At 38.6% G+C, this 15,181-nt stretch carries 12 protein-coding genes; 6 read left to right on the forward strand and 6 right to left on the reverse strand.

Features of this window, described 5'->3' with window-relative positions; translation table 11 throughout:
* Positions 1 to 171 precede the first annotated feature (171 nt).
* The 5 genes from BUA89_RS01230 (at position 172) to BUA89_RS01250 (ending at position 6,759) form a co-directional block, all read left to right on the forward strand.
* On the forward strand, positions 172 to 1,290 hold the full coding sequence (locus BUA89_RS01230; RefSeq protein WP_072952806.1) for a DNA polymerase III subunit: 1,119 nt from the start codon (positions 172 to 174) through the stop codon (positions 1,288 to 1,290).
* A 288-nt stretch (positions 1,291 to 1,578) separates the two neighbouring features.
* The gene (locus BUA89_RS01235) at positions 1,579 to 2,205 is read left to right on the forward strand and encodes a TetR/AcrR family transcriptional regulator (protein WP_072952807.1); all 627 of its coding nucleotides are present in this window, start codon (positions 1,579 to 1,581) and stop codon (positions 2,203 to 2,205) included.
* Entirely contained in the window at positions 2,189 to 3,502 is a 1,314-nt protein-coding gene (locus tag BUA89_RS01240; protein WP_072952808.1) for a TolC family protein, read from the forward strand. Before BUA89_RS01235 ends, BUA89_RS01240 begins: the two co-directional genes overlap by 17 nt.
* A 14-nt stretch (positions 3,503 to 3,516) precedes the next feature.
* Complete coding sequence (locus BUA89_RS01245) at positions 3,517 to 4,620, forward strand: HlyD family secretion protein (RefSeq protein WP_072952809.1); 1,104 nt, start codon at positions 3,517 to 3,519, stop codon at positions 4,618 to 4,620.
* Positions 4,621 to 5,184: 564 nt separating this feature from the next.
* Complete coding sequence (locus BUA89_RS01250) at positions 5,185 to 6,759, forward strand: DHA2 family efflux MFS transporter permease subunit (RefSeq protein WP_072952810.1); 1,575 nt, start codon at positions 5,185 to 5,187, stop codon at positions 6,757 to 6,759.
* 49 nt (positions 6,760 to 6,808) lie between these two features.
* Here BUA89_RS01250 and BUA89_RS01255 read toward each other — a convergent pair whose 3' ends face one another.
* Together BUA89_RS01255 and BUA89_RS01260 are read right to left on the reverse strand one after the other, a co-directional pair.
* On the reverse strand, positions 6,809 to 7,450 hold the full coding sequence (locus BUA89_RS01255; RefSeq protein ID WP_072952811.1) for a response regulator transcription factor: 642 nt from the start codon (positions 7,448 to 7,450) through the stop codon (positions 6,809 to 6,811).
* On the reverse strand, positions 7,437 to 9,425 hold the full coding sequence (locus BUA89_RS01260; RefSeq protein WP_143152238.1) for an ATP-binding protein: 1,989 nt from the start codon (positions 9,423 to 9,425) through the stop codon (positions 7,437 to 7,439). Before BUA89_RS01260 ends, BUA89_RS01255 begins: the two co-directional genes overlap by 14 nt.
* Positions 9,426 to 9,620: 195 nt before the next feature.
* On the opposite strand from BUA89_RS01260, the gene BUA89_RS01265 reads away from it, so the two are divergent.
* Complete coding sequence (locus tag BUA89_RS01265; RefSeq protein ID WP_072952813.1) at positions 9,621 to 10,037, forward strand: hypothetical protein; 417 nt, start codon at positions 9,621 to 9,623, stop codon at positions 10,035 to 10,037.
* A 570-nt stretch (positions 10,038 to 10,607) separates the two neighbouring features.
* Here the strand turns inward: BUA89_RS01265 and BUA89_RS01270 are convergent.
* The 4 genes from BUA89_RS01270 to BUA89_RS01285 form a co-directional block, all read right to left on the reverse strand.
* Positions 10,608 to 11,393 carry a hypothetical protein gene (locus BUA89_RS01270; protein WP_072952814.1) on the reverse strand — a complete coding sequence of 262 codons (786 nt, stop codon included), beginning with the start codon at positions 11,391 to 11,393 and terminating at the stop codon, positions 10,608 to 10,610.
* Between the two features lie 4 nt (positions 11,394 to 11,397).
* Complete coding sequence (locus tag BUA89_RS01275; protein ID WP_072952815.1) at positions 11,398 to 12,198, reverse strand: hypothetical protein; 801 nt, start codon at positions 12,196 to 12,198, stop codon at positions 11,398 to 11,400.
* Between the two features lie 429 nt (positions 12,199 to 12,627).
* On the reverse strand, positions 12,628 to 13,899 hold the full coding sequence (locus BUA89_RS01280) for a hypothetical protein (RefSeq protein ID WP_143152239.1): 1,272 nt from the start codon (positions 13,897 to 13,899) through the stop codon (positions 12,628 to 12,630).
* A 10-nt stretch (positions 13,900 to 13,909) separates the two neighbouring features.
* Positions 13,910 to 15,169, reverse strand: coding sequence for a hypothetical protein (locus tag BUA89_RS01285; protein ID WP_143152240.1), 1,260 nt, complete (start codon positions 15,167 to 15,169; stop codon positions 13,910 to 13,912).
* Positions 15,170 to 15,181: the final 12 nt, after the last annotated feature.

Consider the following 15,181-nt stretch of genomic DNA (forward strand, 5'->3'; position numbering starts at 1 on the left):
TAAGGGTGATGAATACGTAGAATTATGGTGAATTGAGAATTGTGTATTCGCTTCGCCTGTGAATTTTTATAACTTTTTAATAGAATAAAACGGCTAAAATGCGCTGTTCACTTGATAGCAAAATTCATCCTTCACAAATCATCCATTCCAAAAATTCTTTATCTTTGAGCCATGAATTGGGACAACATTGCCGGACAGGAAAGCCTGAAAAAACTTCTTATCGACAGTATTGCAGAAAACAGAGTGAGCCACGCCCAGCTTTTCGTAGGAAAAGAGGGCTACGGAACGTTGCCGGTGGTTCTGGCTTATGCCAAAGAAGTTCTGAGCCGCGAGAATGAGCATGCCGGATCAAAGGTTGAGCATCTGAATCATCTGGATCTGCATTTCAGCTTTCCGGTTTTTACAGACAACAAAAATTCTTTAAGCAAAAATAAGTTTGAGGAATTCAGGGAAATGATCATCAATGCCCCTTATTCAAGTTACGATGACTGGACGGCATTTTTAGAATCGGAAAATAAGCAGTTGTTTATTTCTGCCGATGAAATTGACGATCAGAATCAGAAATTTTCACTAAAAAGTTTTGAAGGCGGAACCAAGATTTTAATTGTCTGGAGGGCTGATAAAATGAATGTTGCCGCTTCCAATAAATTCCTGAAATTTTTAGAGGAACCGCCGGCCAAGACCATTATTTTACTTACTGCAGAATCTACAAACGATATCTTACCAACCATTCTTTCCAGAACCCAGATTGTTGAAGTTCCAAGAATAAAGGATGAAGATCTTGACATTTATTTAAAAAAGAATTTCAATATTTCAGATGATAAAATAGGGGAAATCATTCATCAGGCCCAAGGAGATCTTAACGTTGCCATTAAAATTTTACAGTCGGGAAATAAAAGTGACGAATTTGAGACCTTATTTATACAATGGGTGCGAGATGCCTTTATGGTAAAAAAGAAACCTGAGTTTTTGAAAAGCATCATTCTTTGGGCAAGAGAAATTGCAGGCTGGAACCGCGAAAAGCAGAAGAACTTTTTAAATTACTGTTCAGAGATTTTCAGGTTGGCTTTGCTTCAGAATTATCAGTCGGAAGATCTTGTTTATAAAAAAATTAATGCCAATGGTTTTAATTGGATCGGTTTCTCAAAATTCATCAGCGGGGCGAATATTGAAAGTATTTTAGAAGAGATCAACACTGCCGATTTACACTTAACCCGAAACGGAAACCCTAAAATTGTCTGGACCGATTTAGGAATAAAATTATCCAGATATATTCATAAAAACTCATAAAAATATCTCCGGCAATATGTCGGAGTTTTTATTCCTTCATCACAAAATTTTTTATTCATTTCCTGTAAATATGCATCTCAGCACTTGTTTTTGGTGAATGTTTTCTTCTGAATTTTATGACAATCACACAGTCTATATTGTTTATTAATTTTTTAAATAAAATTTAAAATACTGATTTTCAAATAATTAAATTTATTAATATTAAAATAAAATTAATAATTCAATCAATCGTTTGATTTGTTAAAATTCCGTTGTAAATTTGCACCTGTAAAAATGAGAGTATAATAAATGATTTCAAAAGAAGAAAATATACTGTTTGCTGCCGAAATACTTTTTGCTGAAAAAGGTTTCGAGGGAACTTCCACTAGGGAGATCGCTAAAGCAGCCAATGTAAATATCTCTATGATCTCTTACTACTTTGGGTCAAAAGAAAAACTGTACGAAAAGTTAGTGGAATACAGAATGAACGAGGGACAGTTTTTTTCAAAAGATATTATTGAAAGAACAGATATTAATGAGTGGGAAAAAGTAGAAAAGATCGTAGATCAGTTTGCAGGTAAAGTAAGGCATCACAAATGCTTTTACAGGATCATGCAGCGGGAACAGCTTCATGCGGAAAATCCACACATTATAGAATTTCTGAAGCAGACAAAGATGGGATTTATCTCCATGTATTCAAAAATCTTGGAAAGTGGCCTGCAAAAAGGAATTTTCACTAAAAATCCTCCGATCTACCTGCTTCATTCTACCGTAAGCGGAACTTTGTTTTATGCATCCAATGCCAAAGAAATGTATAAAGAATTTTTAAATGATACGGATGATGAAGAAGTTTTCGACGAAAAGTATTACACAGAACTTAATAAACATATTAAATATTTACTAAAAGACCTTTTAGGTTATGAAGAAAATAAATAACTCAGTCCTTGCGCTGGCTCTGTTCGTAGGGATTGCAAACGCAAATGCTCAGGAGAAAAAAACACTTACTCTTGATGAAGCTGTGCAGCTGGGTATCCAGAACAGCAAAAACCTGAAGATCGACGCCGCAAAAATAGAAGAGGCTACTGCAGATCTTTTGGAAGCGAAAAACAGACAGCTGCCGGAACTGAAAGTTTCAGGAAGTTATATGTATCTTCCTTTGAAGCCGAATGTTAATATAAAGCTTCCCGGTGTGTCCGGAGACGGAGGCCCTGAAGTTCATCAGGTTGCTTACGGTTCGGCCAATCTTAGCGTTCCGATTTACAGCGGAGGAAGAATAAGATATGGAATCGAATCTGCAAAATACCTGGTAGAAGCATCAAAATTAAGCACTGAAAATGATAAAACAGCTATTGCTTATAATGTTGCACAGGCTTACAATAACTTGTTTAAAGCCAATCAGTCGATCAAAGTATTAGAAGAAAACCTTACCGCATCGCAGAAAAGAGACGAAACTTTTCTAAAGCTTGAAAATAACGGAGTTATTGCCAGAAACGACCGTTTGAAGGCCAATCTCCAGACTTCGAATATAGAATTGCAGTTGCTGGAAGCAAAAAATAATTACAATATTGCCAATATCAATATGGATCTGTTGTTAGGCCTTCCGGAAACAACTGAAATTGAGGTTGACCAAAACTACATTGATGAAGGAAATGAAGTAAAAGCAGTTGATTTCTACCTAAATGAAGCAAGAGAAAACCGTAAGGACCTACAGGCTTTAGACAAGCAGAGACAGGCTGCTGCCTTGGGGACGAAAGCTGCGAAAGCTGAAAACCTTCCTTCAATTGCCTTCACAGGTGGTTATGTGGCTGCGGATATTCCGAAATTCCTTACTATTTATAATGCTGTGAACGTGGGAGTCGGGATTTCTTACAATCTTTCGAATATCTGGAAAGAAAATTCTGCACTCAAGCAGTCGAGAGCAAGAGAAATGCAGCTGACGGCAACCAACGAATTGTTGAATGATAATATCAAGCTTGATGTAAACAGAGAATATCAGAACACAGATTATTCTAAAAAAAGAATTACTGTTTTCGAAAAGTCTGCAGAACAGGCTAATGAAAACTACAGAATTACAAAAAATAAATACGACAATGGATTGGCTACCATGACGGAATTATTGGATGCAGATGCAGCTCAGATTGCAGCAAACGTTGGCGTAATCAATGCTAAAGCAGATGCAGCACTGGCATACAGAAAACTATTACAGACTACAGGAACCCTAACAATAAAATAAGCACGAAACCTACAATGGAAAATAATACTACACAAGCAACTGAACCTAAAAAGAAAAAAAGTTTAGTTTTCCCTATCATTTTAGCCGTCGTTCTGATCGGTGGAGGAATCTACGGATACAAAACCTATTCTTACGGACAGGTTCATGAGGAAACAGACGATGCACAAATCGCTTCGAATCTTTCTCCGGTTATCTCAAAGATTTCAGGATATGTAACCGAGGTGAAGGTAAAAGATAACCAATTTGTTAAAAAAGGAGATACTTTAGTTGTGTTAGACAACAGGGATCAGAAAATGGCATTGGAGCAGGCTGAAGCTGCATTAGCAACAGCAAAAAGTAATATTTCAAATGCGCAGGCTTCTACTACAGCGACTTCAAAGAACATCGGCTCTTCCGAAGCGGCGGTAACAACAGCGAATGCACAGATCGAAGCGGCCAAAGTAAACGTTTGGAAAACCGCTCAGGATTTAAAAAGATATTCAGTATTGGTAAAAGACCACTCGATTACAGAACAGCAGTATGAGCAGGCTTTAGCAGCAAAACAAAGTGCAGACAGACAGTTACAGGTTTTGGTGGATCAAAGAAACCAAATTGCTCAGCAGACTAATATCGCTTCTTCTCAGACTGCGGCAAGCTCTCAACAGATCAGTGTTGCTGGCTCTGTGGCTAAGCAGAGAGAAGTGGATGTAGAAAATGCAAAATTAAACTTGTCATACACTGTAATTGTGGCTCCTGAAGACGGATATGTAGGAAAAGTTCCTACCCAGGCAGGACAATACCTTCAGGCTGGTTCGCAATTATTTGCTTTGGTTAAAAACGATCAGAAGTGGGTAGTGGCGAACTTTAAAGAAACTCAGGTTGATAAAATGGTAGAAGGGCAAAAAGTAAAAATTGAGATTGATGCTTTTCCTGATCAGGAATTCGACGGAGTAGTAAGCTCATTCTCTCCTGCAACAGGGGCTACATTCTCTATTCTGCCTCCGGATAACGCAAGTGGGAACTTTGTAAAAGTGGTGCAGAGGCTTCCGGTAAAAATCGATTTTGTAAATCTTAATAAAGACATTGCAAAAAAACTGAGAACAGGAATGAATGTGAAAGCAGAAGTTTCATTGAAATAATATATAAGTGAATTGTCAGTTTTGCTGAAAGAAGTTGGTTGAACCATGAAGAGGATATGAAGAAGTAAAGTTGATGATGAAGGTGGTAAAAGATGCAGAGGACGGTAATGATGATGAGATGAAGTAGTAAAAATTATCATGAAGTTGAAAACAATGGGGGAGGAATTAATAATGATGGAAATGCAGGCAGGAAATGGAGTTGGCGAATGTATGCAGGAGAAAGTTAATGATGCGGTTGAAATGAAGTAGTAAAACAGACAATGATGTTGAGGATGCGGATGACATGAATGAAGATAGGTTACATGAAGGAACAGAAATTATGAAGTTGATGAAAACAGGAGGTAAGTCAATAAATAATGAGGTTGTAATGAAGCGGTAAAAATTGACTATGAAGTTGATGAACATTGACAATTCACTTTTTTAAATTAAGATATTTAGAGATCCGGAAATAATTGCTGATTACAAAACAGGAATTCATAATTAAGAATAAGTTAGTTCGTAAAAAACATATTCTGATATCTGGATCTCAAATCTCTTGATTTCTTTTAAATATTAAAAAAAACTATGCAAGATTCATTAGTAGAATACGGAGCCCGAAGAGTGATCATCACGATCACAGCTATTCTTTGTGCTCTGCTTGAAATAGTGGACTCCACGATTGTAAATGTTGCCTTGAACGAGATGAAGGGTAATCTTGGAGCCACACTTTCTGAAGTAGGTTGGGTAATTACCGCCTATGCGATAGGAAACGTAATTATTGTACCGATGACGAGCTGGCTTTCTCAGCAGTTCGGGCGTAGAAATTACTTTGCGGCTTCCATTATTATATTTACCGTGTTTTCATTTTTATGCGGTAATGCAACGAATATCTGGGAACTGGTTTTCTTCCGATTGATGCAGGGTATTGGTGGGGGTGCACTTTTGGTAACTTCACAGACGATCATTACGGAATCGTATCCTATTGAAAAAAGAAGTATGGCCCAGGCAATTTATGGTCTGGGGGTAATTATTGGTCCCACTTTAGGTCCGCCTCTTGGAGGATATATCGTAGATAATTTCAGCTGGCCGTATATTTTCTATATTAATATTCCGATCGGGATTGCGGCGACTTTAATGACGCTTCAGTTTGTAAGGAGTCCAAAATATGCAGAAAAACGTAAAGCTTCCGATGTAGACTGGTTGGGAATTGCTTTATTAGCAGTCACAGTGGGCTCATTACAGTTCATTCTGGAAAGAGGCCATGAAGAAGACTGGTTCGAAAGCGGCATGATTGTTACATTTACGATTTCAGCGGTTTTAGGATTTATTTTATTCCTTTGGCGCGAGCTTACCTTTAAATATCCTATTGTAGAGCTTAGAGTTCTGAAAAACAGTAATTTAAGGATTGGTACCGTAATGTCCTTTGTATTAGGATTTGGGTTGTATGGCTCTACTTTTATCGTTCCGTTGTATACCCAGAGTATTTTGGGGTGGACGGCACTTCAGTCAGGAGCCCTAATGATTCCGGCGGCACTAACGACAGCCTTTATGATGCCTATTATTGGTAGATTATTATCAAAAGGAGCAAAACAGCAAATTCTTGTTTCCTTAGGATTGTTCATTTTCTTTATTTACAGTTTCTGGGGCTATAAAATCTTAACTCCGGATACCGGAAAAGATGCCTTTTTCTGGATGCTGATTGTAAGAGGAGCAGGTCTCGGACTATTATTTATCCCGATCACATCCTTGTCGCTGAGTACATTGAAAGGCCAGGAAATTGGTCAGGGGGCGGCTTTTACAGGGATGATGAGGCAGCTGGGAGGTTCTTTCGGGATTGCAGGGATAACAACCTTTATAGCCAATGCCAGCCAGAAATACAGGGTAAACCTAATTACCCACCTCGACGAAACAGATTTTGCAGTACAGCAAAGATTGCAGGCTTTAAAAGGAAGCTTCATGGCAAAAGGAATGACTCCCGATGCTGCACTGAATGCAGCCTATAAAATGCTCGATCTGTCCGTAACAAAACAGGCAACAGTATTGTCCTACATGGATGTTTTCCTTTATTTGGGAGTAATATTCTTAATCTGTATTCCGTTTATTCTTTTCGTTAAAGAGCGAAAAAGCAAAGAAAAAATAGATTTAAGTGGTGTACACTAAATTTTTTTTACATAAAACAAAAGCCTCCGCAATTTTTGTGGAGGCCTTTTTATTCTGAAATAATATTGTGCTTTAAGGCAATGTTGACAATTTCCACCGAGTTTTTGGCTCCGAATTTCTGCAGTAAATTTTTACGATGCGTATCGACAGTAAGCGGGCTGAGGCAGAGTTCATCCGCAATCTGGCTGCTTGTTTTTCCCTGTGCTAAAAACCGGAGGATTTCTTTTTCACGCTTCGTAAGCCGTGGAAGAGCACCAAGCTCCTGCTGGGAAGGTTTGCTGATGATCTCTTTGGTTTCGCTGCAGAAAACAATATTTCCCGAAAGTGCACCTTTGAAACAAGCCATTAATTCATCCATCGAGACATTTTTCAGAAGATAACCGCTGGCTCCGTTTTGGATGCACTGCATGATGATGCTCCTTTCAGATCGGTTGCTGAACATGATTACAGATGTTTTGGGAGAGATTTTTTTAATATCTTCACAAAGTTGTATTCCGCTGATGTCTGGCAATGTAATGTCCAGAAGAAGAATGTCCACTTCATTGGATTTTATAAAGCCGAGCACTTCAGATCCTTTGTTAAATGTCTGTGAAATATGAAACAGAGGCTGATTTTTCAGCATGATTTTCAGCCCTTCAATGACGATAGGATGATCGTCTACAATAACGATATTTATTTTATGAGATGGCATGCGTATTCAGTTCTATAGTGATGGCGGTTCCGGTATCATCGGAACTGATTTCCATTTTACCTTTTAAATAATTAACCCTATTGTTGAGGTTGTGAATTCCCATACTTTTCGTTTTTTGATGTGAATCTTCTGCAAATCCTTTACCGTCGTCTTCAATAGTGATCATAAAAATTTCGTCCGATTGTGAGCATTGAAGCAGAATATTCTTCGCCTCCGAGTGCTTTACGGCATTGGCAAGAATTTCCTGTACGATTCTGTAGATATTGATCTGTACTCCCAGCGGAATTTCTGAATTAATCGTGATCGGCTGAAAATCGATATGCAGATCTGTTCGGGTGTAGAATTCACATAATTCCTGCAAGGCGGTTTCCAGACCGAACTTTAACAGCGATTCCGGCATCAGGTTTCGGGCTACATTTCTCAGTTCGGTTACCGAATGATCGAGCTGGCTGAGGATTTCCGAGAACTTTTCCTGTCTGGGATTTTCAAGATGCTGCGAAGCCCATGCGGATAAATTGATCTTTACACCTGCAAGCATTCCTCCGAGACCGTCGTGAAGGTCTTTGGCAACTCTTTCTCTTTCTTTTTCCTCGCCTTCCAGAATGGCTTTAGTGATATTCAATTCTTCTTTTTGTGCAATTTCCTTAAGCTTTTGCGCATGGTTGATTTCTCTTTCTTTGGCTAATTTTTTCGTATATAAATAAATGGAAATCATTAAAATAATCAAGAAAACCGAAGCAATACCGAGCATCCACAGATATTGAGTCTTCTTATTGATCTCCAGTTCTTTCTGTGCTTTTTCTGCATTAAGGTCGGCAATTTCTTTTTGCTTTTCAGATGTTCTGAACTTTGCTTCAAGGGTATTCAGCTTCAGACTTACATTTTCAGCGTATAAGCTGTCATTTAATTTTGAGTATTTCTTTTCCCACTTCAAAGCCTCCGAAAGATTTCCCATCTGTTCATTAAGTCCGGAAAGCTGCTGGTAAAATGCCTTTCTGTTATTAACATCAATAATAAGCGTTTTATCTGTTAAGATATCTTCCAGAACTTTCTTAGCCTCATTCAGTTTGTTCTGCTTTCTCAGAATATCATATTTGTGTAGGTAAAACATCTGCATCAGAAGATTCTGGTTGTATTTTCTTGTGTAGGAAAGTCCCTTTTCAATCATTGGAAGGGCTTCTTCGTTTCTCTGCTTGGTAATCAGATATAGTGTTTTTCCGTAATAAAAAGAAGCGTTGGAAGAAGATTCGGGGTACGGCTGTATCAGTTTTTCTGCTTTATCAAGGTATTTTCCGGCTTCGTCACCTTTAATCTGATAACATAAATTGCTTGTCATATTAAGGTACGCAAAAAACATTTCCGGAGTATTAGGGGCATTTTTTTCTAATAAATTAATGGCTTTCGTATTGTATTCAAACGCTTTTTTAAACTCTGCATTATAGGTGAGAATGATCCCCAGTTGCGAATAAAGATGCCCTAGAGACTTATTGTTCCTGTACTTTTCAACCTGCGGAATGCTTTTTTCAATCAGGATTTTAACTAAAAAAGGATAGCCTTCTTTATTTTTCTGCGTAATTCCATAGCCATACCACGAAGATGCTTTCAGGAAATCGGCTTCCTGTCCTTTTATTTTTGATAATTCCTGTAGGGCTTTTTGATAGAATAATGCTGCTTTTTCCTTGTTCCGTTCTAAAAAATACTGACCTTCATAATAAAGATATTTCGCTTGTGACAAAGGGTTCTTTAGGCTTAAAGCTTCTCCTTTCTTTAAATAATTTTTACTCGCCGCGGAGTCTGTATTTCTGTAATAATCTGATAACAAAAAATAAGCATATGCTTTAGAAGCATTGTTGCTGTTGCGGGTAACTGCGGTTTTAAGGCTGTCGGTGTACGCTTTTTCATTAAGAGGAACAAGCTGTTGCGCCGAAAAGTGGAAGGATAATAAAATGCAAATCGTGATGAGGTAGTTCTTCATTATATCAATTTCATTACGGTGAATAAAACTCCGTAATATAGCGATAAAATAAACACCGAAAAATACCTGAAAATAGGTAGGAGCTTTTACTGATTTCGCAGGATTGACTGCCTTCAAAAGCCACCATAATTTTGCCGTTACCAATCATTAAGATTACAGGAACAACAGAAACAGTAATATTTAACAAGAGAAATTATGAAAAAAATGAAATTGAAAAACGTATTGAAAGGGTCGTTTATAATGATGGCAGCTGCGCTGCTGTTAGGTTTTGTAGCATCATGCAGCAATGATGATGACGATAATACTCCCGGAGCAGGGAAAACCCATAAAGTGGTGTTCAAGGCGGAAGCTTCTGCCGGAAGCAATATTGAAATTGCCGTTTACGGAATCGACGGAAACCCGACCACTGCAAGCAGCTTAAGCGGAACGACATGGACGAGCCCTGAAATCACCTCAGAAGCAGGAGCATACAATGCCAATGTTGCGGTAAATGCCATCGGCCCCAATGCTTCAGCTACATTAAAGGTTCAGATCTGGGTAGACGGTCAGCTGAAAAAAGAAGGAACTTCAAGCGGACAGTATTTATCAGCCTCTGCGAGCCATACTTTTTAATACACTTTAATATGGTGTGCAAATGTTCTGGTATTGCACTTTTAAAACACCTTCACAATAACAATATTCAGCCTCCGACCTGGTTTCGGAGGTTTTTTTATATTTTAATTTTTCTGTTATTTTGAATGGTAAAGTTGATGATGTAAACTCCAAAAACTCAACTTTATTAGGTGTCTTTAAAGTATTTCAAAAATCTGCAGAAAGAAAAAATCCTTGATTTTTTTTAAATTATGTGCTCTTCTTTGTATTTATTAGACTTAAAATCACTAAAGTGTTAAAATTTTTTACATCTTACGGTTAAAAAAAAGTTTAGATAAATTATTGATTAACACCATTCTAAAATAGCACTTTTTATATAGATTTAAATTAAAAAAAGCCTGTCCGAAAAATGAACAGGCTTAACCACTGAAACTAAATTGAAGGACGTAACGCCGGGAACTACCCCAATCCTATATAATTTTTATAGAGACATTTGTATTTTTAAGGATAATGAAAAGCGAGGGAGAATTTCATTACCACGCATGATAATAATCAATGATTAATTGTTGAGGGTAAAAACCAGGACTATTATTAATTATTGATATAAGAGGCATTAAAAGACATCGACATAATTCTGCAGGTCATATTTGCATCCGATACGGTTCCGTTGTTTGCAGATCTTATCATTCTTGCATCAATCGTGTGACTTCCGGCGGACAGTGACTTAACAGTACTGAAAGAAAATGAAGCGTTACTGCCTCCCTGATCTTTTTCCTGAACTGTTAAATATACATTGGTAGGAATATCATCTATAAACAACCTTGCTTCATAATAACCTCTGCCGCCGCCTGTAGGAAAGTTTCCGTAATCTACTCCTAACATGAAGTTGATAAAAACCGCCTTTCCACCGGCTGGTATATTGAGGGTTTGTGAAGAAGTGGGGATAATGGTATACGCTAAATCATCAACAAAGAAAGCTGTATTCGAGGTATTGGCGACTTCTGCGGTAACCACACTCGGTGCAGAAGCATTCGGAACGGTAATAATATTTCCTGATGCATCTACTCCTAAAGTTTGTCCGGCCGTTGCGACAGGTGTTGTTGAATTAAAATTGGTAAATTTTAATCCGCTGGTATTTGCTGTTCCTGAGTTAAGCTCCACTTTCACGTTAGGTGTGGTAATCCCGATTCCCATTCCTCCTGCAGAAGTAACGGCTAAATCATTATCCTGTTGTGCTATGGTAGGAGTACCGGAAGTATTGTTATCTTTTGAGGCGTCCACATGAAAAGCAGTCTGAGGGTTATCGGTATTGATTCCCATTTGTGCAGATAGGGTATTCATGGCTGCAAAACCTGCCAGTAATAGATACTTTTTCATACAATTAGTTTAGGTAAGAAGCATTAAAAGACATGGAGATAGGTCTGCATACATTAACTGCTCCGGCTAAAGTACCGTTACCCGCTGTTCTTCTCATTCTCACATCAAGGGTATGATTGCCTGCTGCAAGTTCTTTTACGGTGCTTAAAGTATATTGAAGCTGCTGCCCTCCTGTATTTGGATTTGCTGTAGATAACGGTTCCTGAGTAATAAGATAAGTGTTGGTAGCAACCCCGTCTATAAACAGCATCGCTCTGAAATATCCTGCTCCAGTTCCTGCAATAGGCTCTACAAAGTCTATACCCAGCATAAAATTAATGAACACTGCTTTTCCACCTGTAGGGATGGTAATGTTCTGTACCGATCCAGAAACCACAGTATCTGAACTGTCATTGACGTTGAAATCGGCTCCTGAAGAAGAAGCTACTTCTGCGGTGGTTACCCCAACGGCTGTAGGATTGGGTAAGGTTACCACATTTCCAGAAGCATCTACTCCGATGGTCTGTCCGGATGAAATAGGAGTGGTAGAGGTAAGGTTTGTAAATCGTAATCCACTCGTATTCGCAGTACCCGAATTAATCTCCATCTTGGCATTAGGTGCGGTTGTTCCTACGCCTACATTTCCTGTACTGGTTACCACAAAATCATTAAGCTGTTGGGCAGCTGTAGGAGTACCTGTAATGTTATTGTCTTTGGCTCCGTCTACATGAAATGCTCCTTGCGGGTTAGTGGTATTTACCCCGACTTGTGCGAAAGAAAAACCGAAGGTTGCCAAAGAGCAAAGTAAGATGATCTTTTTTTTCATTGTTCTAAATTTTTGTTATGCTTGACATTGAAGCAAAGTTATACGGAAGACTGCATATATTAAAGGAATAGCCTTTTCGTTTTCGGAAAATAGAAAGTTTTTGTTTTTTAAATTGTTGATATTTAATGTTTTAATTTTTAATTAAATTTGGTTAATAATTCTGTGTTTGGTGAAAATTTGCAACTTGTTTGAGTGTTTACGAGATAAATATCTGAAAAATTGTAAAAAAATAATTCAATACAACTGTAAATTTTAGTAAAAAAACCTGCTCAAAAAAGAACAGGTTCTGCCATAAAGCTAATTAAAATTAAAAGATTTTAACCATCCAAAATCCTATTAATTTTTGTAATGAAAAATGAGGGAACATTTCATTACGGTAAACAAGTGGTAATAAATTTTATTTGTGCTATTAGAATCATGAATAAATTTTTAACGCTTAACACATCGTACAGGGTACCCATCCAAACTTCCTCTTGGATCAAAGTTTTCTGTTGCTGTATTCCAGGTTTCTGATATACGTCTGTCCCTATGATATGAGGGATCTCCTGAAGGAATCGTCATAATCCCACCTTCAATTACATATTCTGGACTAATTACAGGATTATCAACGGGGATAGATGTTTCTTCATTTTGTCTCATTAATCTCCTGTTGTATGCCGTCAAATTTCCTGTACCTCCATTACGATATACCTTTGGTGCTACCAGTTTTAAAGTATTACCAATCCAATAAGCTGATCCTGCATTGGAATCTACACCGTAATAATTAGGAGCCGTTGCAGGTGTTAAAGTATTAGTGACGTTTAATGCGATCATAAATCCTGTTGGGCAAGGTTTTCCGGGACCTACGATTCTTCTTCCTGCAGTAACATCCAATGCTGCTAAGCCATACCAATTACCAAAAGTAATTCCGGGCGTATAATTAGCATCAGTAGAAGTATAAAACAAACCTGTATTAACCGGAGTTGTAGTAGGTGTAGGGGCTGGAGATGCCGTATTGGATAAATCTGTGGTTACAGCTGTTGTAGCTGATGTCCAATTAACCAATTCGTGGCCATCTGAATTTCTTCCCAACTGGAATAAACTTCCAAATGCTCTGTAATCATCAACTCCAGTTGCAAATGCTTCGGGATTAAAGGAAGGATGATCAACATTGTTATAATGAGATCCTAAATTCGTTTGTAACCAGTCATTCCCTCCAGGGCCTAAAATAACTTTATATAAAAAACGGTGCAATCCATCATTTCGGATTGTGCCTGTATAGTTTTGATCAGGGACATATACTTTTCGGGTAAAATTACAGCTGCCTGCATTAGTTCCGTTGGTATTCGTTACGGTATAAGTAAATGTTCCGTTACCTATAGTGTAATCAACCGGTATACCCGTACCATTTAAGGTTACATTCTGGAGTCCCGGATTGGTAAATGTTCCGGATGCACTGAAAGTAACTCCGTTTACTGCCCCGGTGGTAAAGGTATAAGGTCCTGGAACGATTACATTCACTGAAATGACCTGACGAGCAGTAATATCAGCACTGGCTGCTGGCAGCCCAACTCCTAAATATCCGTCCGTAGAAACGGTACATGAGGTGATGGTAAATGCAGGAACCGGAACTTCACCTTCTAAAGCTTGCAGAATAATATTCTGCTGGGCTTTAACCTGAAAAAACGAGAGGAATATAATTCCCATGTATAAACTTTTCATATTTTTCATTTTAATTCACGGCATCTCCGGTAATTACTCCAACGTTACCTGCATGTTTTACTACTCCAATGGCAGAGTACCTCGTTCTGGTCTTATTTCCACGGGCAGAATTCAAGGTCAATGTACCTGATCCTACTACTGTTACCTGTGCCGTTCCCTGTTGGATAATCACACAGTGAAAACCTATTGGCAGGGTATCCGGTACAGTAATTGTCAAGGCAGCAGTCCCGCTAGAATAGACAAAACCTCCCGAATCAGCTACTGTTAATGTATCATTACTCGTAACTGCTCTTACAGGCGTATTGGCTCCTGCCGGAGTCTGCCATGTAGGTGCGTTTCCTGCGCCATTTGAGGTCAGTACCTGTCCTGTTGTTCCTGAGCTTCCCGCTGTAGCGGCATCACCACCTACACTTAATTCATTTGTAATCTGCAATCCACCGTTAACGTGCATTTTTTTCTGAGGGGTTGTGGTACCGATTCCTACGTTTCCTCTGTTTTTTACGGTTAACATGACTTCTGCTGTTCCTCCCTGGGAAGCTGCAACAATAAAGTCCGCATCACCTTGGCTTGCGGAAGCTGAGGTGTAGGTTGCTCCCGCTAAAATAGGATAGGCTCCCTGACTTTCATTTGGGTTAAAACCAATTAGCGCGGTTTGCCCCACAGCCGGAGTTCCCGTACCCGAAATACGTATTCCCGGTAAAAGATTATTAATAGGCTGAGTTACTTCTACGGGAACTTGCCCTGCAACAGTTGTTCTTATCTGAAGCGGAGCTATAGGAGTAGTTGTTCCGATACCCACTCTGTTATTAGCACCATCCACAGAAAATACAGAGCCCTTTACTGAGAATCCGTTATTTACAGTTGGGTTAAAAGTTAAAGTATTGGTTCCTTGTGTTACGATTCTACTGTTTGTAAGCGTACCATCTGCATTATAGATATTAATAGAAGGAGATGCGCCTGAATTCAGCTTTACCCATACAGTACCATCAAAGTAATAATATCCTTCTGCATTGATGTTCACGGCATTTCCACCTAATGATCCGTTGGCAATACTGTTCACATAGATCATAGTAGAGGTAGCAATCCCGGTCATTGTCTGTGCTTTCAGTCGGTCTACCCTTGGGATGAGTAATCCTTCTGCGGAAGCTCCGGTAGTGGTTTTAGCATTGATATCGAATGAGGCCTGTGGAGTGGTGGTGTGCACACCCACCTGAGCAATAGCCAATGTGCCCAATGTTAATGCAAAGGCAGTTAATAGTTGTTTTTTCATGTTTGTAATTTT

This window comes from Chryseobacterium arachidis, from assembly GCF_900129245.1.
In the GTDB taxonomy this organism is placed as follows: Bacteria; Bacteroidota; Bacteroidia; order Flavobacteriales; family Weeksellaceae; genus Chryseobacterium; species Chryseobacterium arachidis.

What these genes read in the sequence shown, in the direction of transcription:
- BUA89_RS01230 (WP_072952806.1), top strand. Translation starts at nt 172, where the DNA reads ATGAATTGGGACAACATTGCCGGACAGGAAAGCCTGAAAAAACTTCTT.
- BUA89_RS01235 (WP_072952807.1), top strand. Translation starts at nt 1,579, where the DNA reads ATGATTTCAAAAGAAGAAAATATACTGTTTGCTGCCGAAATACTTTTT.
- BUA89_RS01240 (WP_072952808.1), top strand. Translation starts at nt 2,189, where the DNA reads ATGAAGAAAATAAATAACTCAGTCCTTGCGCTGGCTCTGTTCGTAGGG.
- BUA89_RS01245 (WP_072952809.1), top strand. Translation starts at nt 3,517, where the DNA reads ATGGAAAATAATACTACACAAGCAACTGAACCTAAAAAGAAAAAAAGT.
- BUA89_RS01250 (WP_072952810.1), top strand. Translation starts at nt 5,185, where the DNA reads ATGCAAGATTCATTAGTAGAATACGGAGCCCGAAGAGTGATCATCACG.
- BUA89_RS01255 (WP_072952811.1), bottom strand. Translation starts at nt 7,450, where the DNA reads ATGCCATCTCATAAAATAAATATCGTTATTGTAGACGATCATCCTATC.
- BUA89_RS01260 (WP_143152238.1), bottom strand. Translation starts at nt 9,425, where the DNA reads ATGAAGAACTACCTCATCACGATTTGCATTTTATTATCCTTCCACTTT.
- BUA89_RS01265 (WP_072952813.1), top strand. Translation starts at nt 9,621, where the DNA reads ATGAAAAAAATGAAATTGAAAAACGTATTGAAAGGGTCGTTTATAATG.
- BUA89_RS01270 (WP_072952814.1), bottom strand. Translation starts at nt 11,393, where the DNA reads ATGAAAAAGTATCTATTACTGGCAGGTTTTGCAGCCATGAATACCCTA.
- BUA89_RS01275 (WP_072952815.1), bottom strand. Translation starts at nt 12,198, where the DNA reads ATGAAAAAAAAGATCATCTTACTTTGCTCTTTGGCAACCTTCGGTTTT.
- BUA89_RS01280 (WP_143152239.1), bottom strand. Translation starts at nt 13,899, where the DNA reads ATGAAAAGTTTATACATGGGAATTATATTCCTCTCGTTTTTTCAGGTT.
- BUA89_RS01285 (WP_143152240.1), bottom strand. Translation starts at nt 15,169, where the DNA reads ATGAAAAAACAACTATTAACTGCCTTTGCATTAACATTGGGCACATTG.